Consider the following 22,620-nt stretch of genomic DNA (forward strand, 5'->3'; position numbering starts at 1 on the left):
TCTCCTCAGGCGATGCTGACCACTTCGATCTTCACGGCGCATTTCTTGTAATCGGTCTGCTTGGAGATCGGGTCGGTGGCGTCGAGGGTGACTTTGTTGATTAGCTTGTTGGCGTCGAAGAACGGCACGAAGATCAATCCCATCGGCGGCTTGTTGCGCCCCCGTGTCTCCACCCGTGCCTGCATCTCACCGCGCCTGCTGATGACTTTCACCACGCTGCCACGGCGCGCGTTGAGCTTGCGGGCGTCCTCCGGATGCATGTAGACGAGTGCGTCGGGCACGGCCTTGTGCAGCTCATCGACCCGCTGCGTCATGCTTCCGGTGTGCCAGTGCTCGAGCACCCGTCCGGTACTGAGCCAGAAGGGGTAATCCTCGTCCGGGACTTCGGCAGGCACGTCGTAGGGCAGGGCGAAGATGATCGCCTTCTTGTCGCCGTAGCCGTAGAACTGCACATCGCTGCCGGCTTTGACATAAGGGTCGTAGCCCTCGCGGTAGCGCCACTGGGTTTCCTTGCCATCCACCACCGGCCAGCGTAAACCGCGGGTTTCGTGGTAGGTGTCGAAGGGCGCCAGATCGTGTCCATGACCGCGACCGAATTCGGCGTATTCCTCGAACAGACCCTTCTGTAGATAGAAGCCGAATGCCTCGGCCTCCTGATTTACATAGCCCTCGGCAATTTCCTCGTTGGGGAAGCGATCGACCTGACCATTCTTGAACAGTACGTCGTACAGGGTCTTGCCCTTGAGTTCCGGTGACTTGCTCAGCAGCTCGGCCGGCCATACCTCGTCGACGTTGAAGCGCTTGGAAAACTCGACTAGCTGCCAGAGGTCCGAGCGTGCATCGCCAGGTGCTTTGACCAGCTGGTGCCAGAACTGGGTGCGTCGCTCGGCGTTACCGTAGGCGCCTTCCTTCTCCACCCACATTGCGCTGGGCAGGATGAGGTCGGCCGCCTGGGCTGAAACGGTGGGGTAGACGTCCGAGACGATGATGAATGTTTCCGGATTGCGCCAGCCCGGCAGGATCTCCTGCATGACGTTGGGGCCGGCCTGCATGTTGTTGGTCACCTGCGTCCAGTAGACCTTCAGTACCCCGTCCTTGAGCTTGCGGCTCTGCTCGACGGCGTGAAAGCCCGGCTTTTCCTGAATGGTGCCTTCGGGCAGCTTCCAGATTTTTTCTGTGATGGCCCGATGCTTTGGATTGGCGACTGCCATGTCCGCCGGTAGGCGGTGGGAGAAGGTGCCGACTTCCCGGGCCGTGCCACAGGCGGACGGCTGTCCGGTCAGGGAGAACGGGCTGTTACCCGGCTCGCTTATCTTTCCGGTGAGCAGGTGGATGTTGTAGATCATGTTGTTCGCCCAGACACCGCGGGTGTGCTGGTTGAAGCCCATGGTCCAGAACGACATCACCTTGACTTTCGGGTCGGCATAAAGCTCGGCAAGCGCCTGCAGTCGCTCGGCCGGAACGCCGGATTCCTTGGTGGCGTATTCCAGGGTGTAGGTTTTCAGGAACTCGGCGTAGTCCTCGAAGCTGATATCGCTCCAGGTATTGGCCACCGCCGCGTTCTCTGCCTTGAGCTCCCGCGGGTCGGTCGGTCGCAGGCCGTAGCCGATGTTGGTCGCTCCCTTGGCGAACTTGGTGTGCTTCTCGACGAAGTCCTTGTTCATCGCACCACTCTGGATGATGTGGTTGGCGATGTAGTTGAGGATCACCAGGTCGGTCTGCGGATTGAAGATCATCGGGATGTCGGCCAGCTCGAAGCTGCGATGCTCGAACGTCGACATGACCGCCACCTTGACGTGCGGCGCGCTTAGACGGCGATCGGTCACGCGGGTCCAGAGCACCGGGTGCATCTCAGCCATGTTCGAGCCCCAGAGCACGAACGCGTCGGCCGCTTCGATGTCCTCATAGCAGCCCATGGGTTCGTCCATGCCAAAGGTGCGCATGAAACCAAACGCTGCCGAGGCCATGCAGTGACGTGCATTGGGGTCGATGTTGTTCGAGCGGAAACCGGCCTTCATCAGCTTGTTCGCCGCGTAGCCTTCCCAGATCGTCCACTGCCCCGAGCCGAACATGCCGATGGCTTCCGGGCCGCCCTGCTTGAGCGCCGCCTTGTACTTTTCCTCCATGATGTCGAAGGCCTGTTCCCAGCTGACGGGCTGGAACTCGCCCTGCTTGTCGAACTTGCCGTCCTTCATGCGTAGCAGCGGTTGGGTCAGGCGATCCGAGCCGTACATGATCTTCGACAGGAAGTAGCCCTTGACGCAGTTGATGCCGCGGTTCACTTCCGCCTTGACGTCGCCATGGGTGGCGACGACGCGGCCCTCTCGAGTCGCCACCATGACGCCGCAGCCGGTGCCGCAGAAGCGGCAGGGGGCCTTGTCCCATTTCAGATTGGTGGCGTCCGCTTCGGTAATCAGGTTGCTTGCGCTGGAAGCGATCGGCATGCCGGCCACGGTTGCGGCGATGGCCGCAGCGTTGGCTTTGGCGAACTGGCGTCGGGTAAGGCTCATCAGGCGTCTCCTTCGAGGAGTTCTTCGTGATAGATCAATGCGGCATTGAGCACGCCGGGCAATTGCTGGATATGGTCGATCGAGGCAAGGATGCGTGATTCGTGCTCGGCTTCCAGCACCACCACCAGCTTGCCGCTGGCATTCTCCTGGTGCGTTTCCAGGCCGGGTAACAGTTGCAGGTTGGCTTTTACCGCGGCCAGCCATTCGGGGCGGCAGTGCACCAGCAGGCTGGCGATATGCAGAGGGTGTCCCATCAGTGATTCCGTTTCCGTTGGCAGCAGGGCGCAGGCCCGATTAGATCGGCAGGGCGGCTTAAGCCGGACCTGGCGGCCCGAAGATCATCTGCACGATCCAGACGATGAAACCGTAACCACTGACCAGCGCGACGCTGAGGATGGGAAACAGGAAGACGATCAGGAATATGAAGAGGCGGGTTTCGTCCCGCTTGATCGAGGTATCCGCGGGGCGGGTGTCATTCGGCGTTACTGTCATTGTTTTACTCCGACTGGCATATAGGGAGTCTAGTCACAGACCAGCATAGGGCAATGTTCGTTTCGGTTCTCTGCAGTGGCTTGGGGTTAGGCCGATCAGCGGACCGCTTTTCTGTCCGGCAAGCGGCAGAGCAAACAGCCGTGCTAGCCTGCGCGGCTTTTTCTCAGGTCAGCGCATGAGTCGAGGGCGCCGATGATCGCCGAACACGCACACCTCTCAAGAGGCACGCCAGCCTACCGGCGCGCCACGTTTGCACTCTTCTGCGCTGGCTTCGCCACGTTCGCATTGCTGTATTGCATTCAGCCGTTGCTGCCCATGCTCGCCGCGCATTTCTCGGTATCGGCTGCCAGCAGCAGTCTGGCGTTGTCGCTGACGACGCTGTCGCTCGCCGTCTGTCTGCTGATCTCGGGTGCGCTTGCCGAAAGCTGGGGGCGCAAGCCGGTGATGGCCGCGGCGCTCGGTCTGGCCAGCCTGCTCGGGCTGGCCAGCGTACTGGTCGATTCCTGGCAACTATTGCTGGCGCTGCGCGCGCTACTCGGGCTGGCACTCAGTGGATTGCCGGCACTGGCGATGGCTTACGTCGGCGAGGAGTTCGAGCCCGAGTCGCTGCCTGCCGCAATGGGCCTGTATATCGGCGGCACGGCGCTGGGTGGGATGCTCGGGCGTCTGCTTTCCGGCCTGCTGAGTGACCTGGGTGGCTGGCAGCTGGCGCTCGGTGGCATTGCCTCGCTGGGACTGCTGGCGTTGGTGGCGTTCGTCTGGCTGTTGCCGCCGTCGCGACATTTCACGGCGCAACCGCTCTCGCTGCGCATTCTGCTGACGAACTTCCGGCTGCATCTGGGCAATCCGGTGCTACGTGGACTGTTCCTGCAGGGCTTTCTGCTGATGGGCGGCTTCGTCGCGCTGTTCAACTACATTGGCTTCCGCCTGGCAGGCGAGCCGTTCGGCTTGTCCTCGACGCTCATCGGCCTGCTGTTCGTCGTCTATCTCGGCGGGATTTTCAGCGCCGGCTGGGCCGGGCGTCTGGTGCCGCGCTTCGGTGCGCGGCAGGTGCTGCGCGGTGGGGTCGCTCTGATGCTGATTGGTGTGGGGCTATGCGCGACGTCGTGGCTGGTCAGCCTCGTGCTCGGTCTCGGATTGTTCACCCTCGGCTTCTTCGCCGCGCATGCCGTGGCCAGCGGGCAGGTCGGCAGCCAGGCCAAGGGTGCTCGAGCGCAGGCATCGGCGCTGTACCTGTGTGCCTACTATCTGGGATCGAGTGTGGTTGGCTATGGCGCCGGTTATGTCTGGGATCACGCGGGCTGGTTGCCGTTGATGGCGTTGCTGGCGGCGTTGTTCGTCATTGCCGGTTGGCGGGCGAGGGCGCTCTAGCAGGCGCTGGCGTCATTCGATGCGTTGCTCGCCGCTAAAGGCGAGGGTGGTCTTGCAGCGACGGCAGTAATAACGGCGCCCCTTCGCCACCAGCGCATGGCGTTGGGGCGTGAAAGCGAAATCCTGATCCACGCAGCTGCAGCGATAGACATACCGGGTAACGGACCGGCGACGAATCGCATAGGTGTGGCAGCGATCCGGCGGCAGCTCGTACACGCCACGCATGATCAGCTGCCATTCCTCGCCGTGAGGCTGAATCCGTGAGCCGAACATCTGATGGGCGATCAAGTGCGCGACCTCATGGGCGACGGTCTGGCGCAGAAAGTGCTCAGCATTTTCCCGATAGAGCTGCTCATTGAAGCGCAGGAGATTTTCCTGCAAATGCGCCACACCAGCTTTCTGCCCGCGCAGCTTGAGGCTTACCTGGGGGCGGGTGAAGCGATGCTTGAAAAACTGCTCGGCCAGCTCGTAACAGGCTTCGACGCGGGCATTGAGGCGCTCGGGCATTGGGGTACTCCTGCAAGCGCCGCATTATGCCAAACCGCTCCTGGCCGAACAGCTTCGTTGGTCACTCGTTCGGGCGTTCGTTGAAGCGCCTTTCGTTGTCCATGCCGCCCGGTTCTTCCTGCGGGCGATTCTCCTCGAAGCCATAGCTCTGGTTCTGTGGGGTATTGCGCTCGTAGGTCGGGTCGAGCGCGAGCATCCAGAACAAGATCATCGGCACCTTCAGGTTCACCAGCACCAGCAGGCCGACGCCCCAGGTGCAGGCGCCATACAGAAAGGTGTTGCGGTTATCGATGCGCATGAACGTCGGCAGGCCGACGAACAGCAGATAGGTCGAGTATGCCCCGGCCGCCACCAGAACCAGGATGGCCAGCCAGCGCGACGGGTAGAGCGCACCCAGTCCGGCTAGGAAGAACGGTGTAATGACATAGGCGATGAAGCCCACGCATTGATTGAAAGTCGGGCGTGCATCGAAGGAGCGCGACATCCAGCGCAGGAAGAACCCCATGACGAAGGTGCCGGCGACGATGGTGATGTAGATCAGCGCGCTGAGCTGGAAGGCACTGCGGGTATCGAGCCAGATCCGTTCGTCTTCTACCAGGCTCCAGCCTACATAACGTGTGCCGATGAACATGCAAACCGCCGGCAGCAATGCCCAGAGCAGCAGATGGACAAGGTAGTTGGAGCTGTTCTTTTCTTCGTCGCGGCGAATGTCCGCCCACGCCCGATCCGGGCGGGTGAGCAGTGTTACAAAGTGCGGGATCATACCGAGTCTCCGTCTGCCTTGAGGGCCGCTCAGGAATGCTGTTGCAGCGGCGTTATCGCTTTAGAACGGCAGATGCGGTGAGGGTTTCCCTTATCGGCCCAGACGATTCGTCGCGGGATGATGCGCGGGCATACGAAAAGGCCGCCCACAGGCGGCCTTTTGAGGTGGGATTTGTTAGCGGACGTAGACCGGGCCGATGCCCATGCCCCAGGTTATGACCGACAGGGCAATGATCGCCACCAGCACTACGAGGCCGACCGCAAGTACCGAACTGGAGAACATGAATCCCTCGTCTTCGTGGATGTTCATGAACTTAGGCAGCCCCACGTAGAGCAGATAGGCCGTGTAGCAGACTGCCGCGGTCCCCACCAGCATGCCGAGCCAGAGGTGCGGATAGAGACCCGCCAGCCCGCCGATGAACAGCGGCGTTGCGGTATAGGCGGCGAAAACGATGCATTGGGTAAGGGTTGGGGTAGCGTCGTAGGTACGTGCCATCCAGTGAATGAAGCCGCCCATCACGGCGACGCCGGCCAGCATGGCGAAGTAGGAAAGTATCGCCAGCTGCATGCAACTGGCCTGGGTCAGCTTGACCGGCTCTCCACCGCCGATGCTCCAGCCCACCTGGGTCGCGCCGATGTAGGCCGATACCGCCGGTATCGCAGCGAGCAGCAGCACATGCGTGAGGTACATGTGGCTGACGGTTTCTTCCTCGCCGCGGATTTCGTTCCACTCCTGACCGGGGTGGGTGAACAAACCCCAAACGTGATTGATCATGCCAGCGTCTCCTCAGTTTATGGAGGTCGCCTCGCCTGGCGGTCGTCATCGAGGACGGCGCGTGCGACCTTACGTCGCAGTATAGAAATGCCAATCGGCAATGCATCAGCGGAGTTAGAGCGTTTCGAAGCTATGTCGTCAGCGGTAATAGCGCTCGAGTATTTCCATCGCCAGATTGATTGACTGCAGGCGCTGCGTACTGCCACCTCGATCAGGATGGTGCAGGCCGACCAGCTGACGGTAGCGGCGCTTGATCAGCTCCAGGGTGAGGGGCTGTGAGGCGCGGTCCAGTTCGAACAGTTCGAGTGCCGCGCGTTTCTCGTCGCTGCCCTGCATGCGCGTCCAGAAGCTCGCCAGCAGGCGTTCGACATCGTCTTCGTCGGTATCCCGCAAGTTGGAGAGATCCAGGTAATACGCGCGCAGGGCGTCCTGCTCGGCGAGGCCGGCGTTGGCGCCGGCATATGGCAGCAACTGGACGTGTAAGGGGCTGATCTGCAGATGGCCGCTGCCCTCGGCCCAGAGTCGGTCGCGCAGCAGATAAAGCGCGTTGAACACCAGAAAATGCGTGCGGAACAGCACCAGCTTGTCTGTCAGCGGCAGGTTGGGCACATGCGTGCTATGCCGGCGCTTGAGCTGTTGAATCAGCTCGTACTCGCTGCAGCCTTCGGGTTTTTCCTGCAGCAGTACGAGCAGGTGGTCTGGCAGATCCAGTGCGGGGGAGAGGTCGTCCATCGGGCGAGACTAGCACAGCACTGCGGGTGTTCATTCAGTGCTGGTTCACATCGGAGCAGGCGGCGAACGGGCTGCGGTCAGGCTTGCTTTGCGCGTAAAATGCGCGCCTTTCGCATCTCACCCGGACACCTGACATGGGCAACCTCTCGGTCAACCAGAACAAACTGCAGAAGCGCCTGCGCCGCCTGGCCGGCGAGGCCGTCACCGACTTCAATATGATCGAGGACGGCGACAAGGTCATGGTCTGCCTGTCCGGCGGCAAGGACAGCTACACCATGCTCGATGTGCTGCTCTATCTGCAGAAGGTCGCGCCGATCAAGTTCGAGATCGTTGCCGTGAACATGGACCAGAAGCAGCCCGGCTTTCCCGAGCATGTCCTTCCCGAATACCTGAAGTCCATCGGCGTCGAGTACCACATCATCGAGAAGGACACCTACTCGGTGGTGAAGGAGAAGATTCCGGAAGGCAAGACCACCTGCTCGCTGTGCTCTCGTCTGCGCCGCGGCACGCTGTACACCTTCGCCGACGAGATCGGCGCGACCAAGATGGCGCTCGGGCATCATCGCGACGACATCTTGGAGACCTTCTTCCTCAACATGTTCTATGGCGGCACGCTGAAGGCCATGCCGCCCAAGCTGCTCTCCGACGATGGACGCAACGTGGTGATTCGCCCGCTGGCCTACTGCAACGAGGCGGACATCGAGGCGTACTCGCAGATGAAGGAATTTCCGATCATCCCGTGCAACCTCTGTGGTTCGCAGGAAAATCTGCAGCGCCAGGTGGTCAAGGAAATGCTGCAGGAGTGGGAGCGCAAGTCGCCAGGGCGCACCGAGATCATGTTCCGCGCGCTGCAGAACGTGGTGCCTTCGCAGCTGGCCGACCGCAACCTGTTCGATTTCAAGAGCCTGCGTATCGACGACAGCGCCACGCCGCGCTTCGTCGATGTGATGAGCCTGTAATCGGGCACACCCGGCCGAGCCAGCCACTTTCTTTTGCCGTGCCGGTTGAAAGCCGCAGTCCCGGCAGAGTATGGTTCGGCCATCTTCTGGAGATCAGCATGTCCCTGAACCCTGTAGCCCTGAACGTTGTCGATGCCGGTGCCATTCGCGCCGTGGTCGTTCGTGGGCAGCAGGTTGCAGCCGCTGGTTATTACTTTGGGTATTGGTTTAGCCGCAGGCGCGCCTGATACCCCACAGGCGCCCTAGCAAGCAGGGTCGCCACCAGAGCAGTTTTCGAACCCCCGGTCGGCCACCCGACCGGGGGTTTTGTTTTTTCGGCCACGCGATGGCCCAACGCAACGAGGAACACGCCATGACCACTTACCGCACCGACCGTTATTACCGCTACGACTGGCGATTTAGCCGCTTCGACGCCGAACACAAAGCACGCGAACGAACACCCGACTAGCGCCGCCGCGGACCACCCGCGCCGGCAGAAGGAACCGCCAGATCATGAATGCATCCGCCACCGTACTTGCCCAACAACCCGTCGCCACCGCCGAGGCCAGCGTCGCCCGCCGCAGCGCGCAGCCGCTGCCCAGCCCCGCGGTATTGCGCCAGCGTCTGCCTTTGAACGACGCCCTTGCCGCACGCATCCATAACGACCGCAACGCCATCCGCGCCGTGCTCGACAGTCGTGATCCGCGCCTGCTGGTCGTCGTTGGGCCCTGTTCCCTGCACGATCCTGTCGCCGCGCTGGAGTACGCCGAGCGTCTCGCCGCGCTTGCGCCTGACGTCAGCGATCAGCTGCTGCTGGTGATGCGCGCCTATGTGGAAAAACCGCGTACCACCGTCGGCTGGAAAGGCCTGGTCTACGACCCGCATCTGGACGGCAGTGGCAACATGGCTGAGGGGCTGCACCTGTCGCGCCGCCTGATGCTGGATATTCTCGAAACCGGTCTGCCGATTGCCACCGAACTACTGCAGCCGCTGGCTGCCGGGTACTTCGACGATCTCCTCGGCTGGGCCGCGATTGGCGCGCGCACCAGCGAGTCGCAGATCCATCGCGAGCTGGTCAGCGGGCTGGACCTGCCGGTGGGCTTCAAGAATGGCACCGATGGCGGCCTGGGCATCGCTTGCGACGCCATGCGTTCAGCGGAACATCCACACCAGCACTTCGGCATCGACGATCTCGGCCATCCGGCACTGCTGCAGACGCACGGCAATCCGGATACCCATCTGGTCCTGCGCGGCGGCCACGGCGCACCCAACTACGACGCGGCCAGTGTCGCTACTGCCCGTCGCGCGCTGGAAAAGCAGGGGATCGCTCCGCGCATCATGGTCGATTGCAGCCACGCCAACAGTGGCAAGGACCCACTGCGCCAGCCCGCGGTGCTGGAGTCGGTGATCGAGCAGCGCCTGGCTGGCGACATGAGCCTGCGTGGCGTCATGCTGGAGAGCCATCTGTTCGATGGTTGCCAGCCGCTGTCCGGCGAGCTGCGCTACGGCGTGTCGATCACCGACGGCTGCCTGGGTTGGACGGCGACCGAGCAGATGCTGCGTCAGGCGGCGCAGCGGCTGCGCGGCTGATACCGAGAGCCCGCTGCACGTCTGAGCCGGCTCGCACGCAAACGACGTTCTGCTCGTAGGGTGGACAACGTGAAGATTGTCCACCGTCTGCGCCTGGTGTCAGGGCAATGGGACGCGTACCAAGCGGTGCCACCCGGCTTGCGCCGGCTTCACAGCGGAAGCGGGCTTGCCCGCGAATATTCGTCCAGACCAGCCTGCGCGAACGCCACCCGACCGCTGCCGCTCTGCCGCGTCGTCGGCGGCGGACTTGCGAGGCCGGCTCGTCATCGGCACCCTGTGCCGCTGCCGTCACCATCGGATCTGAACCATGCATGACTACAAATGGCTGCACGAATATTGTCTCAATCGCTTCGGCTCGGCCGCGGCATTGGAGGCCCGCTTGCCGCAGCCCCACAGCGCCGACCAACTGCGCAGCGTTTCGGATGACCGCTACCTCTCGCTGATCAGCCTGCGCATCTTCCGCGCCGGCCTCAAGCACAGCCTGGTGGATGCCAAGTGGCCGGCCTTCGAGCAGGCCTTCTTCGGTTTCGACCCGGAGAAAGTCGTGCTGATGGGCGGCGAGCACATCGAGCGACTGATGCAGGACACCCGACTGATCCGTCATCTCGGCAAGCTCAAGAGCGTGCCACGCAACGCGCAGTTCGTGCTCGACGTGGCCAAGGAAAGGGGCAGCTTCGGCAACCTGCTGGCCGATTGGCCGAGCAGCGACATCGTCGGCCTGTGGCGCTACCTGACCAGGCACGGCAGCCAGCTCGGTGGCCTGTCGGCGCCGCGCCTGTTGCGCATGGCCGGCAAGGACACCTTCGTCCCCAGCAATGACGTAGTAGCCGCGCTCAAGGCGCAGGAAATCGTCGACAAGGTGCCGAGCAGCCAGCGTGACCAGGCTGCGGTGCAGGCTGCGTTCAATCAGTGGCAGAGCGAGAGTGGCCGTCCGCTGTGTCAGCTCTCGGCGATGCTGGCGTTCACCGTCAACCACTGAGGCCGCTGCGACGGTTTGGCGCAGGGTCGTCCAGAGGCGTGCGGTGTAAAGTCGAAACATGACCATCGTCAAAGACAAGCGTGCGCAGATCGTATGGGTGCTCTTCACCTGCATCCTGCTCAATGCATTTGTCTGCAGTCTGAACCACGCCACCCATGTGGGCTTCGGGCTGGCCATGGGGCAGGACGCGTTCTGCGTCACCGGCGATGATGGCGGCGTAGGCCTCGGCGCGCTTCCCTCCAATTTACATGACCTGTCGCAGCATGCCCTCGACTGCCCGCTGTGCAGTTCGGTTTTCCTCGCCATCTTCGCACTGTTCGCCTTGGCCTGGCTGGGGCGGCGCACGACAGGCGCGACTCCGCTACCGCCGATTGAGCGTCATGGCCCGCGCCACCACTGGCCGGCACTGAATCCGCGCGCGCCCTGAGATTTCCTGATTGACGTGATTCGCCGTCCTTCCGCCCGGTAGCAGCGGACGAGACGGCTACCTGTCGGAGCCTTCCGACGGCCCAGTCGACTCAGGGGATTTCACCATGACCATGATGGAACGATTCACCCGCGCCGATAGCCGCGTGAGCTATCGGCTGCCTTTTCCCGACTACCCCAGCAACGCCCGCAGCTTCGTGCATCTGGATGCCAAGTTGCTGCCGTACTGGCATGCGCTGTTCGATGTCTGCCCGCGGCTGCTCAAGCTTGACCCGCCAGAGGGACTGGAGATCTTTCGTCAGTTCATGACCTGGGCCTATGGCTGCCAGCTGGCGCTGGACTGGACCTTCCACCTCGGCGTCTGCCGCTGGTTGCTAGCCTCCGACTACCGCGAGCTGGTCGAGCCGGAGCATATCGAGGCCATGATGCTCGCCGCCGCAGCGCGTTGGGTCGCCAGCGATGACAGCCCAGCAATCGGCATCGTGCTCGGCTGGCGAGGCGACAGCGAGCATGTATTCGACTGGAAGCCACGGGTGCGCCAGGGCGGCCGCCCGCTCGCCGCCGAGGCGGAGGAGCTGCCGCCGGCGCCCTGGCACTTCGCCTGGAGCCCGCTCTCGAGCACGGCCGGCAATGGATTTCGCCGGTGGCTGCGTGTGCCATGACTGCGACAGGGCGCCGCAGCGTGGCGATCGCGTCGCGCCTGACCCGGCGTCGCTCGCCGGTGTCACTGCTTGTTTGGAGCGCAGCGCCGCTCTGGCACAGATTGTCGCGAGTGGGTGGGGCAGGCTGTCGCAGTTGTCCGCTTGCAGGGTGCGCCGGACACTTTGTCTGCCTCGAACCAGAGCAGCTTCCACGGGGTGTTCGGCCTGGCGTCGACGATCTCGGTGATCATTCTTGGCGACGAATCCGGCTACGAGATTGGTGACGTGCAGAAGGTCAAGCTGGCGGCCATCGAGGCCGAGTGGGACACCCATCCGGCGCCGGCCGGCTTCACCCTGTTCGGCCTGCCCAATCAGCAGGAGATGCGCACCGATTACGAAGTGAAGATCCCCTACGCACTGGGACTGATCGCCACGCGCTCGCTGGATGAGGAGATCAAGGGCATCAAGCAGCTGGTCGCCGAGCATGAGCTGCGCATCCGCAACGGCATGCTCGCCTACGAGCGACTGCAGGTGCTGCGTAGCGGCGACAAGTCGGCCGAAGCCATCGCCGCGTTCAATGAGGTCAAGCAGGACTTGGGCTACGGGCTGCTGCTGAAGAAGTACACCGCCGATGTGGTTGATGCCAGCGAGGAGCAGATCAAACTCGCCGCGCTGGACACCATCCCCAATGTGTTCAGCCTGTTCTGGACCTTCCGCGTGATGGTCGCCGCCGGCTTCCTGATGTTGCTGCTGTTTGCCCTGGCGAGCTGGGCATCGATCAAGCGCAATGCCGAGACCAAGCCCTGGCTGCCCAAGTTTGCGCTGTTCAGCCTGCCGCTGCCGTGGATTGCCGCGCAGACCGGCTGGTACGTCGCCGAGCATGGCCGTCAGCCATGGTCGATCGCCGAGGTACTGCCGACCCATCTGTCCACATCGACGCTGGCGGCCGGCGATATCTGGGGCTCGCTGATCGCCCTGGTGGCCTTCTACAGCCTGCTGCTGGTGATCGAGATGTTCCTGATGATCCGCTTCGCACGGCTTGGGCCGAGCAGTCTGCACACCGGTCGTTATCACTTCGAACGGGACGTACGTGAAGCACGGGTGGCGTCGGCGCAGCCGAGCGGCCTGTCTTCCCAACCTGGCAGCGTCTGAGGGAGATACGAGATGTTCGATTACGAAGTGCTCAAGCTCATCTGGTGGGTGCTGATCGGCGTGTTGCTGATTGGCTTCGCCCTGACCGATGGCTTCGACATGGGCGCCATGGCACTGATGCCCTTCGTCGGCAAGACCGACAACGAGCGACGCGTGGCGATCAACACCATCGCGCCACACTGGGATGGCAACCAGGTGTGGTTCATCACCGCCGGTGGTGCGCTGTTCGCTGCCTGGCCGATGGTCTATGCGGTGGCATTTTCCGGCCTGTACTGGGCGATGCTGCTGGTCCTGTTCGCGCTGTTCTGCCGCCCGGTGGGCTTCGACTATCGCAGCAAGGTGGAAGACCAGCGCTGGCGCAGCGCCTGGGACTGGGCGCTGTTCGTCGGCGGCGCGGTGCCGGCGCTGGTGTTCGGCGTGGCCTTCGGCAACCTGTTCCTCGGCCTGCCGTTCCAGCTGGACGAGCTGATGCGCTCGACCTACCAGGGCTCGTTCTTCGCGCTGCTCACCCCGTTCGCGCTGCTCTGCGGCATCGTCAGCCTGAGCATGCTCAGCGCCCACGGTGGCGCCTGGCTGATGCTGCGCACCGACGGCGCGCTGGCTGAGCGCTCGCGGCAGGCCACGCGCCTGTGCGTGCTGGTGTTCGTGTTCGGCTTCGTCGCGGCGGGTGTCTGGCTGGTGCTGGGCATTCAGGGCTTCAGCCAGCTGTCGGTCAGCGATCCGGGCGCCGCGCTCAATCCGCTGCTGGACAAGCAGGTGGCCCAGGACAATATCGGCTGGCTGGCCAACTACAGCCGCTATCCGGTCACCTTGATCGCGCCGGCCGCGGGCATCCTCGGGGCGTTGCTGGCGCTGCTCGGTTCCAGTCGCAACAGCGGCGGGGTGAGCTTCGTCGGAACCAGTCTGATGATCGTCGGCAGCATCTGTACCGCGGGCTTTGCGCTGTTTCCCTTCGTCTTCCCGTCGAGCCTCGATCCGGCCTCGAGCCTGACCATCTGGGATGCGGTCTCAAGTCAGAAGACGCTGGGCATCATGTTCGTTGTGGCCTGCATCTTCGTGCCGCTGATCCTCTGCTACACGCTGTGGAGCTACGTGCGCATGTGGGGCCGGCTCACCCAGAAAACCATCGAAGCCAACCCCCACGGGCTGTACTGACCGCGCGGGCGGGCCGCCGTGCCCGCCCGCCAAGGAGAGACGACTATGTGGTACTTCACCTGGATTCTCGGCGTGCTGCTGGCCAGCAGCTTCGGCATCATCAATGCGCTGTGGCTGGAAGCCACTCAGGACCTGGACGCCGAGCCGTGAGCAGTCGCGCGCAGGGGCGCTGCTACGGCGCGTTCGGTCGCGTACTTTCTCTAGTGCTGGCCGCGCCGCTGGCGCTGGTCCTGCTGATCCATCCGGCGGCGATGCTGGACGGGCAGGGGGGCTACAGTCACCCGCAGCTGATGCTGGTGATGTGGGGTATTTCCGCCGGCTTCGTGCATGGCGTCGGCTTCGTGCCGCAATGGTGGGGCTGGCGCTGGCTGCTCGGCCCGCTGCCGGCCTGGCTGTTGTGTGCTTTGGGCTACGCGGTGCTGTTCCAGGCCCAGCTGGGCTGAGCGGGGGCGAATGCCTTTGCAGTCAGGCGCGGCGATTCGTAGGCTGATGGCCGTGGTCGCGACGCGGCCATCGGTTCCCCGCACGATCGGGGGAGTGCCACCGAAACGGGTTCGCGACATTCATGGATATCGACAAGGCCGCCCAGGCGCTGAGCGGCGCCGAACGCATTCTGATCATCACCGGGGCCGGGCTGTCGGCCGACTCCGGGTTGCCCACCTACCGTGGCCTCGGCGGCCTCTACAACGGCGAAACCGAAGACGGCCTGCCGATCGAGGTGGCGCTATCCGGGCCGACGCTGCGGCGTGATCCGGCATTGTGCTGGAAGTACCTGGCCGAAATTGGGCGGGCCTGCCTGCAGGCCGAACCCAATGCCGGCCACTTCGCCATCGCCGAGCTGCAGCGGCGCAAACCCGGCGCCTGGGTGCTCACGCAGAACATCGATGGCTTCCACCGCCGAGCCGGCAGTCCGCCCGATCGCTTGATCGAGATTCACGGTCAGCTATCGCCGCTGTCGTGCATGGGCTGCGGCAAGGTCGATGAACGTCCACTGCCTTCGCTGCTGGATCAGCCATTGCCGCCGCGCTGCCTGACTTGCGACGGGGTGTTGCGTCCTGCCGTGGTGCTGTTCGAGGAGATGCTGCCGGACTCCGCCCTGACTGCATTGCAGCAACAGGTGCAGCTCGGCTTCGACGCCGTGCTGGTGGTTGGAACCACGGCGAGCTTCGGCTACATCCTCGAGCCGGTATGGCGGGTGCGTCAGGCCGGCGGCTCGGTCGTCGAGGTGAACCTGCAAGCCACCGAAATCAGTCCGCTGACGGACGTACTTCTGCAAGGAAGGGCCGCAGACGTTTTGTCGCAGCTGGTTCGTCACATTTCGTCCGATTGAATTTGATCATCGAAGCGATAGCGGGCATAGTCGCCGGCACTTTGAAATCACCGACACGGCTGTGCCCATGCGCCAACGCTTCGCACCCCTCGTGCCTCTCGCACTCATCGCCCTGCTGACCGCCTGCGCCGGCCAGCCTGTACAGACCGAGCAGCAAGCCGACGCGCCTCGTCTGTCGCAACACCATCCCCTGGCCGGATTCGACTTCGACGCGCTCGAAAAGAGCGAAGAGCAGTCGCTGGCAGAGCTTACCGATGAGCACGACTACCAGCTGCCGCAGCTGGCTGACAGCATTCTCGAGCGCGGCTTCACCCTGGTCGGTACCCCGTATCGCTACGGTGGCAGCTCGGTGAAGAGCGGTTTCGACTGCAGCGGCTTCGTCGGCTTCCTGTTCCGCAAGGAGGCAGGTCTCGAGCTGCCGCGCTCCACTCGCGAGCTGATCAACCTCGACGCACCGGTGGTCAAGCGCAACGAGCTGGAACCCGGTGACGTGGTGTTCTTCAACAACCGTGGCCGTGGCCGGGTCAGCCACGCCGGCATCTACATCGGCGATGACCAGTTCATCCACGCCTCCAGCAGCCGCAGCGGTGGAGTGCGCATCGACAGCCTGGATGACCGTTACTGGCGCGCCAGCTACATGGAAGCAAAACGCGTGCTGGCCCTGGCGTCCGATCTGGTTCCGCACACAGCCCAGCACTGATCCCGCGACCTGCGGGGGTTGCGTCTTCCCGCGCATGCCGGCAGAGTGATGGCTCATTGGCCTGGACCGCTCTGCCATGCACTATCCGGCTCGTCTCACGCTCGTTGTTCTGACTGTGCTGCTGACCGCCTGTGCCGGAAAGGCACCCACGCCGCCGGTCGTGCAGACACCCAGGGTCCACCAACAGCCTGTGCCTGGCGCCGCTGAAGACGTGCTGTTCAGTGCGATTGGTCTGGTCGGCACGCCTTATCGCTGGGGCGGCAATACGCCGGATAGCGGTTTCGACTGCAGTGGCCTGATCGGCTACGTCTACCACGGCGCAGCCGGCATCCGGCTCCCTCGCACCACTCAGGCCATGAGCAATCTGCGCGGCCCCTCCGTACGGCGCGACGCATTGCAGCCCGGTGATCTGGTGTTCTTCGCTACCAGCGGTGGGCGCCGGGTCAGCCACGCGGGCATCTACGTTGGCGAAGACCGCTTCGTTCACGCGCCGTCTTCTGGCGGTACGGTACGCCTGGACAGTCTTACCGCCGGCTACTGGCAGAAGAGTTATCTGGGCGCCAAGCGCGTGCTCGACCAGGAGCAACTGGCCCGCAACCCCTGAGCGTCATCCGCATAGAACCCCCGTCGTAGACGTCCTGTCTTTAGTCGTACTCACATGCTGAAACATTCTCCGTTTGACATGCGGTGATTTCGCTCGGCTGGCGCTTTGGCTATCATGCGCATCCCCAATTCCTCCCCGTGCGTCGTTCGGTCGCGCACAGCCCCTTTTTCCCCACTTCCCATTAGGTGAAATATGCCTGAATTGCTGACGTACGTGCTGATTGCACTGGCGGTCGCGGCGCTGCTTGGCGTCGTGCTCGAAGAAATTACCCACGTGAACAAGGCCAAGGTGACGCTGTTCTTCGGCACCCTGGCCTGGCTGCTCTTGTTCATCTTCACACCGGTAGGCGAGGCGCGCGAAACCGTGCTGGAAAGCCTCAACGAGAACATCGCCGAGATCGCCGGATTGTGGATCTTCCTGGTGGCGGCCATGACCTTCGTTGCCTACCTGAACAAGAAGGGCATGATCGAGAACCTGATCTATCTGGTGTTGCCCAAGCGGATCAGTGAGCGCGCGCTGCTGTTCCTCACAGCGACCTTTTGCTTCGTGTTCTCGTCGCTCGCCGACAACATCACCGCGACGCTGGTCTCCATCACCCTGATTCTCTCGCTGCAGCTGGATCGGGCGAAGACCATCAAGTTCGCTACCTTGGTGGTTTTCTCCGTCAACTCCGGTGGGGTCGCGCTGATTACCGGTGACGTCACCACGCTGATGATCTTCCTCGCCGGCAAGGTGGCGATCCTCCAGCTGCTGGCACTGGCCGTGCCGGCATTCGTCGCGGTGATGGTGCTGGCCGCCATGCTGTCGATCGGCATGAAGGGCGAGGTGGCGGTGCAGGGCCAGCGCAACGATGTGCGCGGTGTCGACGTGGCGATTGCACTGATCTTCCTGTGCACCATCCTCAGCACCATTGTCGGCAACTTCCTGTTCCAGATCCCGCCGGTGCTGACCTTCCTTGCCGGCCTCTCGGTGATGTTCCTGGTTGCGCGCTTCTTCAGCGACGACAACGACTCCGATCCGATTCTCGAATACGTGCGCCAGGTGGAGTTCGAAACGCTGTTCTTCTTCCTCGGCATCCTCCTGCTGGTAGGCATGCTCAAGGAGATTCGCGTTCTCGACGGGCTGGTGCACATCTATGACCAGGTACCGGCAGTGATGGCCAACTACCTGATGGGCCTGATGTCGGCGGCCATCGACAACGTGCCGCTGACTGCAGCGCTGCTGAAATCCGGGCTGGAAATGGGTGTCGCCGAATGGATGGTGCTGACCTATGCGGTCGGTGTTGGCGGCTCGCTGCTGGTGATCGGTTCGGCGTCGGGCATCGTCGCCATGAGCAAGGTGCCGGGGCTGACCTTCGGCAGCTACCTGCGCTACATGCTCTACCTGTTCATCGCCTTCAACATCGGCTTCGCCGGTGTTTATCTGGTCGGCCTGTCGGTGGGCTGACCGCGCTTCGCGTGCGAGCGCGGGTCACCAGCTCAGGTTGAAGTGCGAACCCAGCACGAAGCGACCGTCGAGCAGGTCCCAGCGTTCGACGCAGACCTTCTTCTGTTCGCCGGGGTGCAGCTTCAGCCGGTTGAAGGAGTTTGGCGAGGTGCCACGCAGGCGGGTCGAGAGCGTGGTGCCGGCCTGCACCATCCAGATCTCTCGCGCGAGACCGCTGTACTGCTTGGACAACGGCAGCACGTAGGGCAGATGGATGTGCCCGCCCATGACCAGGTCCAGCCCGTGCTCGGCCCAGCGCTGCAGCGCGGGTTCGGCGCCGTGCTGCAGGTTGCTCAGATCGCTCGGCACCATCGCGCCGAATGGCTGGTGGGCCACCACGATGCGAATCTTGTGCGGGTTGCCATCGGCCAGCCGCTGCGCCACCCGCTCCACTTGTCGCCCCGTCACCACGCCGTCCTTGTGCCGGCGCGGATGGGTGGTATTGAGCCCGATCACCAGCATGTCGTCGTTCTCGAATACCGGCTCCAGCTCATCGCCGAAGTGTCGCCGGTAGTTGCCGTATGGCGTGAACAGGCGGGCGAAGAGGTTGTACAGCGGGATGTCGTGATTGCCCGGAATCACCAGCGTCTCGCCGACGCCATTGGCCTGCACGCGGCGCACGAAAGCGGCGGCACTGGCGAACTGTCCGCGACGGGCGCGTTGCGTGATGTCGCCGGAGAACACCAGCAGGTCGGCCCGGTGTTCGCGTACATGATCCTCCAGAGCCTGGACCACGGAAGGCTGTTCGGTACCGAAATGGGTGTCGGAAATCTGCACGATGCTGGTCATGGGCGTCGGATATGGGTCCTGGCTGATTGCTGGCATTGTTGCATTCGAAGCCTTTTGGCGTCCGCCGTTCCGAACGCCGAGATGCAAGCGGAAATTGCAGGGCGCTGCGACAACCCCGCGGTTGCGCCAAGCCCGGCCTTGGACTAACCTCCGCGTCGCCTCAGGTGCCCCCCTTGTCAAAGGAGGGGTGAAACAGGGAAGCCGGTCCATTCTCACGAAGATTCCGGCGCTGCCCCCGCAACGGTAGGCGAGTCGAGAAACCGCAACGGCCACTGTGCTCAACGCATGGGAAGGCGCGGTTTCGGGACGCCGCAAGGCATACGCTCGCAAGCCCGGAGACCGGCCTGTCGCATTTCACTGACAGTGCGGCGGGCGCTGGGCGGGTGCATATCCCTCGCGGTATTCCCTTCCTTTTGCGGTTCCTCGTCTGTCTTCGTCGACTTTCAGTCGTGCGGGTGGGCACGACGGAGACCTGTACCTTGACTTGCAAGCCCCGTTTCAAGCCAGCGGCCTATGTGCTGCTCGGCAGTTTTCCCTTTTCCATCGGCCAACTGGCCGCAGCCCCGCTGGATCTCCAGCAACAGGTGGTGACCGCCACCCGCACCGCGCAGACGGCTCAGCAGAGCCTGGCCGCGGTGACCGTGATCGACCGCGAGCGGATCGAACGCAGCCAGGCCAGTTCGCTGCCCGAGCTGCTCAAGCAGGTGCCTGGCGTATCGCTGGCCAACAACGGCGGGCCCGGCAAGTCCACCTCGCTGTTTATGCGCGGCACCGAATCCGATCACGTGCTGGTGATGATCGACGGCATCAAGATCGGCTCGGTCTCGGGCGGCGGCGCGGCCCTGCAGGATCTGCCGCTGGAGCTGATCGAGCGCATCGAGGTGGTCCGCGGTCCGCGCTCCAGCCTGTACGGCTCGGAGGCCATCGGCGGGGTGATCCAGATCTTCACCCGCAAGGGCCAGGGGCAGGGCGTCAAGCCGTTCTTCTCGGCCGGTTACGGCACCCATGACAGCTACACGGGCAGCGCCGGCGTTTCCGGTGGTGACGGTCGTGGCTGGTACAGCCTGGGCGTCAGCGGCTCGGACACCGACGGCATCAACGTCAAGTCGACGGGCACCAGCGGCTATGAGGACGATGCCGATGGGTATCGCAACCTGTCCGCCACGCTTGCCGCCGGATACCGCTTCGACAACGGCCTGGAGCTGGACGCCAACCTGCTGCAGGCCAGATCCCATAACGACTACGACCAGGTTTCCTACAGCAAGAAACTCAAACGCAATATTGGCTTCGGCGCCAATGCCGATGGTGAGTCGAGGGTCTTCGGCACCCGTGCGCGCTTCAGTCCGCTGGAACCCTGGCTGGTGACGCTGCAGGCCGGGCGCAGCGAAGACAAATCCGATGCCTATCAGGACGGGCAGTTCTATTCACGCTTCGACAGCCGTCGCGACACGCTCAGCTGGCAGAACGATATTGAGCTGACTGCGGGGCATACGCTGATTCTGGGTGCCGATCACCAGCGCGACGAGGTCAACGGCACTACGCCGTATGCCGAGGATTCCCGGGACAACGACGGCTACTTCGCTCAGTACCTGGGCGAGCTCGGCCGCCATGACTGGCAGTTGTCGCTGCGACGTGACGACAACGAGCAGTTCGGCCAGCACGACACCGGCAACATCGGCTACGGCTATGCGCTGACCGACTGGTTGCGCGGCACCATCAGCTATGGCACGGCATTCAAGGCGCCGACCTTCAACGAGCTGTATTTCCCCGACTACGGCAATCCCGAGCTGGATGCGGAAACCTCCGAGAGCCTCGAAGTCGGCCTTGCCGGGCAGCATGGCTGGGGCCACTGGGCGGTGAATGCCTATCGCACCGTGGTCGATGACCTCATCGCCTATGACGCCAGCATTTCCGCGCCGGCCAACGTGCAGGAAGCGCGTATCCGCGGGGTCGAGCTGGTGCTCGGCAGCCAATTGTTCGGTTGGGACTGGAACGCCAACTACAGCCTGCTGGAGCCGGAGAACCGCTCCGCCGGGGCCAACCGCGGCAACGAGCTGGCGCGCCGGGCCAAGCAGCTATTCAACCTTGACGTCGACCGCCGGCTCGGTGCCTTCAGCATTGGCGCCAGCCTGCACGCCGAAGGGCAGCGTTACGACGACCTGGCCAACACCCGCGAGCTGTCCGGCTACGCCACCCTCGACCTGCGTGGCGAATACCGCATCACCCCGGAGTGGCGGCTGCAGGCGCGCGTCGCCAACCTGCTGGACGCCGACTTTGAGACCGCCGAGGGCTACAACCAGCCCGGCCAGGCGGCTTACCTGAGCGTGCGCTACCAGGCGCTGTAAGACCGCGGCGCGGGCATGTCGCCCGCGCCCACAGAAGGAGACTGCAATGATCAAGCTTGCCCCGAGATACCAGCTGCTGGTCGGCCTCGCGCTTGCCGCGCTGCTGGCCATGACCCGCGGACAGCACTTCGCCAGCGTCAACCTGCCGAGCGCGTCCTGGGCGGTGTTCTTCCTCGCCGGCGTGCTGGTGCGGCCGAAGTGGGTGTTTCCGGCACTGTTTCTCGAGGCTTCGCTGCTGGATTTCGCCGCCATCCAGTGGGCCGGGGTCAGCGACTGGTGCATGTCGCCGGCGTACTGGATGCTGGTGCCGGCTTACGGTTCGCTGTGGCTGGGCGGCCGCCTGTACGCCCGTCTGCATCGTGACCAGTTCAGCAGCCTGGCGACCCTGGCGCTGTGCGTGATGGCCAGCGCCTTCGTCTGCTACCTGTTCTCCGGCGGCGGCTTCCTCTATTTCTCCGGGCGCTACCCCGAGCCGAGCCTGATGCTGCTGGTCGACCGAATCGCCACCTATTACCCGCGTTACCTGTCGACCCTCGCGCTGTATGTTGGCGTTGCGGCGCTGTTGTTCATTGGCCTGCGCGCCTGGAACGCCCAGCGCGGCGAGGCCCGCGCATGAGCGAGTCCAGTGAGCGCGATGATCGCCACAAGGCGCGCATGCAGCGCAAGAAGGCGCTGATCGACGAGAAGATCGCCGAGGCGCAGGACGAGTACGGCCTGCTGCTGGTGCACACCGGCAACGGCAAGGGCAAGAGCAGTTCCGCCTTCGGCATGGTCGCGCGTGCCCTCGGCCATGGCATCAAGGTCGGCGTGGTGCAGTTCATCAAGGGCGCGGCCAGCACCGGCGAGGAGGCGTTCTTCCGGCGCTTTCCAGACGAGGTCCGCTACCACGTGATGGGTGAGGGCTTCACCTGGGAAACCCAGGATCGCCAGCGCGACATCGCCAAGGCCCGCGAAGCCTGGGCGGTCGCAGCCGAGCTGCTGGCCGATCCCGAGATCGGCCTGGTGGTGCTCGACGAACTGAACATCGCCCTGAAGTACGGCTACCTGGAGCTCGCGCCGGTGCTTGCCGACATCGAGTCGCGGCCGTTGTTGCAGCACGTGGTAGTCACCGGTCGCGGCGCGCCGACGGGTCTGGTCGAGGTGGCGGATACCGTCACCGAGATGGGCCTGATCAAGCACGCGTTCAAGGCCGGCGTGAAAGCGCAGAAAGGCGTCGAATTTTGATGCCTGCGCTCAAGACATTCACGGACCGTTGCGTAGGGTGGATGACGTCTGTTTCATCCACCCTCGGCGTGGTCGGTGGATGGGTGAAGCGTCATCCACCCTACGCTGCTGAT

The 22,620-nt window shown here is 63.6% G+C and carries 25 protein-coding genes, 1 pseudogene and 1 riboswitch; of the genes and pseudogenes, 18 read left to right on the top strand and 8 right to left on the bottom strand.

Annotated features, from left to right (window positions below):
- Positions 1-5: 5 nt before the first annotated feature.
- Genes napA through napE form a run of 3 tightly spaced genes read right to left on the bottom strand, consistent with a single transcriptional unit; the run spans position 6 to position 3,002 of the window.
- Complete coding sequence (gene napA / locus LW136_RS07540; RefSeq protein ID WP_234174867.1) at positions 6-2,510, bottom strand: nitrate reductase catalytic subunit NapA; 2,505 nt, start codon at positions 2,508-2,510, stop codon at positions 6-8.
- Complete coding sequence (locus LW136_RS07545) at positions 2,510-2,764, bottom strand: chaperone NapD (protein ID WP_234174868.1); 255 nt, start codon at positions 2,762-2,764, stop codon at positions 2,510-2,512. Before LW136_RS07545 ends, napA begins: the two co-directional genes overlap by 1 nt.
- Before the next feature lie 58 nt (positions 2,765-2,822).
- Positions 2,823-3,002, bottom strand: a complete 180-nt coding sequence (gene napE / locus LW136_RS07550; protein WP_014819702.1) for a periplasmic nitrate reductase, NapE protein — start codon at positions 3,000-3,002, stop codon at positions 2,823-2,825.
- Positions 3,003-3,194: 192 nt separating this feature from the next.
- Between napE and LW136_RS07555 the strand changes: the two genes are divergently transcribed.
- The gene (locus LW136_RS07555; RefSeq protein WP_234174869.1) at positions 3,195-4,373 is read left to right on the top strand and encodes an MFS transporter; all 1,179 of its coding nucleotides are present in this window, start codon (positions 3,195-3,197) and stop codon (positions 4,371-4,373) included.
- Between the two features lie 12 nt (positions 4,374-4,385).
- Here LW136_RS07555 and LW136_RS07560 read toward each other — a convergent pair whose 3' ends face one another.
- From LW136_RS07560 to LW136_RS07575, 4 genes are all read right to left on the bottom strand, one after another.
- Complete coding sequence (locus tag LW136_RS07560; protein ID WP_234174870.1) at positions 4,386-4,880, bottom strand: SprT family zinc-dependent metalloprotease; 495 nt, start codon at positions 4,878-4,880, stop codon at positions 4,386-4,388.
- 61 nt (positions 4,881-4,941) lie between these two features.
- Positions 4,942-5,643, bottom strand: coding sequence for a Yip1 family protein (locus LW136_RS07565; protein ID WP_234174871.1), 702 nt, complete (start codon positions 5,641-5,643; stop codon positions 4,942-4,944).
- 174 nt (positions 5,644-5,817) lie between these two features.
- The gene (locus tag LW136_RS07570; RefSeq protein WP_023443856.1) at positions 5,818-6,417 is read right to left on the bottom strand and encodes a Yip1 family protein; all 600 of its coding nucleotides are present in this window, start codon (positions 6,415-6,417) and stop codon (positions 5,818-5,820) included.
- A gap of 138 nt (positions 6,418-6,555) precedes the next feature.
- A complete protein-coding gene (locus tag LW136_RS07575; RefSeq protein WP_045666697.1) occupies positions 6,556-7,149 on the bottom strand; it encodes a DNA-J related domain-containing protein in 594 nt (197 codons plus the stop codon).
- Positions 7,150-7,283: 134 nt separating this feature from the next.
- On the opposite strand from LW136_RS07575, the gene ttcA reads away from it, so the two are divergent.
- The 14 genes and pseudogenes from ttcA to nhaD all read left to right on the top strand — a co-directional run bounded on the left by ttcA (position 7,284) and on the right by nhaD (position 18,110).
- Positions 7,284-8,108 (top strand): tRNA 2-thiocytidine(32) synthetase TtcA, encoded by an 825-nt coding sequence (gene ttcA / locus LW136_RS07580; protein WP_003298008.1) that lies wholly within the window; start codon positions 7,284-7,286, stop codon positions 8,106-8,108.
- Between the two features lie 98 nt (positions 8,109-8,206).
- Positions 8,207-8,335, top strand: coding sequence for a hypothetical protein (locus LW136_RS22755; RefSeq protein ID WP_023443854.1), 129 nt, complete (start codon positions 8,207-8,209; stop codon positions 8,333-8,335).
- A 265-nt stretch (positions 8,336-8,600) separates the two neighbouring features.
- Positions 8,601-9,677, top strand: coding sequence for a 3-deoxy-7-phosphoheptulonate synthase (locus tag LW136_RS07585; RefSeq protein WP_058064118.1), 1,077 nt, complete (start codon positions 8,601-8,603; stop codon positions 9,675-9,677).
- 307 nt (positions 9,678-9,984) lie between these two features.
- Positions 9,985-10,656 carry a DNA-3-methyladenine glycosylase I gene (locus LW136_RS07590; RefSeq protein ID WP_041013432.1) on the top strand — a complete coding sequence of 224 codons (672 nt, stop codon included), beginning with the start codon at positions 9,985-9,987 and terminating at the stop codon, positions 10,654-10,656.
- Positions 10,657-10,714: 58 nt separating this feature from the next.
- On the top strand, positions 10,715-11,083 hold the full coding sequence (locus tag LW136_RS07595) for a DUF2946 domain-containing protein (RefSeq protein WP_234174872.1): 369 nt from the start codon (positions 10,715-10,717) through the stop codon (positions 11,081-11,083).
- 106 nt (positions 11,084-11,189) lie between these two features.
- Positions 11,190-11,744 (top strand): putative natural product biosynthesis protein, encoded by a 555-nt coding sequence (locus LW136_RS07600; protein ID WP_234174873.1) that lies wholly within the window; start codon positions 11,190-11,192, stop codon positions 11,742-11,744.
- Positions 11,745-11,939: 195 nt separating this feature from the next.
- Positions 11,940-12,875, top strand: a pseudogene (locus LW136_RS07605) (cytochrome ubiquinol oxidase subunit I); the annotation flags it as partial.
- Between the two features lie 12 nt (positions 12,876-12,887).
- Entirely contained in the window at positions 12,888-14,030 is a 1,143-nt protein-coding gene (gene cydB, locus LW136_RS07610; protein ID WP_234174874.1) for a cytochrome d ubiquinol oxidase subunit II, read from the top strand.
- A 45-nt stretch (positions 14,031-14,075) separates the two neighbouring features.
- Entirely contained in the window at positions 14,076-14,180 is a 105-nt protein-coding gene (gene cydX / locus LW136_RS07615) for a cytochrome bd-I oxidase subunit CydX (RefSeq protein WP_003297956.1), read from the top strand.
- Positions 14,177-14,473 (top strand): cyd operon YbgE family protein, encoded by a 297-nt coding sequence (locus LW136_RS07620; protein WP_003297955.1) that lies wholly within the window; start codon positions 14,177-14,179, stop codon positions 14,471-14,473. Before cydX ends, LW136_RS07620 begins: the two co-directional genes overlap by 4 nt.
- A gap of 122 nt (positions 14,474-14,595) precedes the next feature.
- Positions 14,596-15,360 carry an NAD-dependent deacylase gene (locus LW136_RS07625; protein WP_234174875.1) on the top strand — a complete coding sequence of 255 codons (765 nt, stop codon included), beginning with the start codon at positions 14,596-14,598 and terminating at the stop codon, positions 15,358-15,360.
- Between the two features lie 67 nt (positions 15,361-15,427).
- Positions 15,428-16,060 carry a C40 family peptidase gene (locus LW136_RS07630; RefSeq protein WP_234174876.1) on the top strand — a complete coding sequence of 211 codons (633 nt, stop codon included), beginning with the start codon at positions 15,428-15,430 and terminating at the stop codon, positions 16,058-16,060.
- Positions 16,061-16,136: 76 nt separating this feature from the next.
- Positions 16,137-16,664, top strand: a complete 528-nt coding sequence (locus LW136_RS07635) for a C40 family peptidase (protein WP_046619930.1) — start codon at positions 16,137-16,139, stop codon at positions 16,662-16,664.
- A gap of 192 nt (positions 16,665-16,856) precedes the next feature.
- Positions 16,857-18,110: a sodium:proton antiporter NhaD gene (gene nhaD, locus LW136_RS07640; protein WP_102821408.1), complete on the top strand. Its 1,254-nt coding sequence runs from the start codon at positions 16,857-16,859 to the stop codon at positions 18,108-18,110.
- Positions 18,111-18,134: 24 nt separating this feature from the next.
- On the opposite strand, the gene LW136_RS07645 is transcribed toward nhaD, so the two are convergent.
- A complete protein-coding gene (locus tag LW136_RS07645; protein ID WP_179484583.1) occupies positions 18,135-18,938 on the bottom strand; it encodes a metallophosphoesterase family protein in 804 nt (267 codons plus the stop codon).
- Positions 18,939-19,083: 145 nt separating this feature from the next.
- A riboswitch (cobalamin riboswitch) is annotated at positions 19,084-19,300 on the top strand.
- A 117-nt stretch (positions 19,301-19,417) separates the two neighbouring features.
- Between LW136_RS07645 and btuB the strand changes: the two genes are divergently transcribed.
- The 3 genes from btuB to cobO are packed head-to-tail and all read left to right on the top strand — an operon-like array spanning position 19,418 to position 22,507.
- Positions 19,418-21,283 (top strand): TonB-dependent vitamin B12 receptor, encoded by a 1,866-nt coding sequence (gene btuB, locus LW136_RS07650; RefSeq protein WP_234174877.1) that lies wholly within the window; start codon positions 19,418-19,420, stop codon positions 21,281-21,283.
- Positions 21,284-21,329: 46 nt separating this feature from the next.
- Positions 21,330-21,899: a hypothetical protein gene (locus tag LW136_RS07655; RefSeq protein ID WP_234174878.1), complete on the top strand. Its 570-nt coding sequence runs from the start codon at positions 21,330-21,332 to the stop codon at positions 21,897-21,899.
- Positions 21,896-22,507 carry a cob(I)yrinic acid a,c-diamide adenosyltransferase gene (cobO, locus tag LW136_RS07660; protein ID WP_041013440.1) on the top strand — a complete coding sequence of 204 codons (612 nt, stop codon included), beginning with the start codon at positions 21,896-21,898 and terminating at the stop codon, positions 22,505-22,507. Before LW136_RS07655 ends, cobO begins: the two co-directional genes overlap by 4 nt.
- The last annotated feature ends 113 nt before the right edge of the window (positions 22,508-22,620 follow it).

It is taken from the genome of Stutzerimonas kunmingensis (assembly GCF_021432085.1).
In the GTDB taxonomy this organism is placed as follows: domain Bacteria; phylum Pseudomonadota; class Gammaproteobacteria; order Pseudomonadales; family Pseudomonadaceae; genus Stutzerimonas.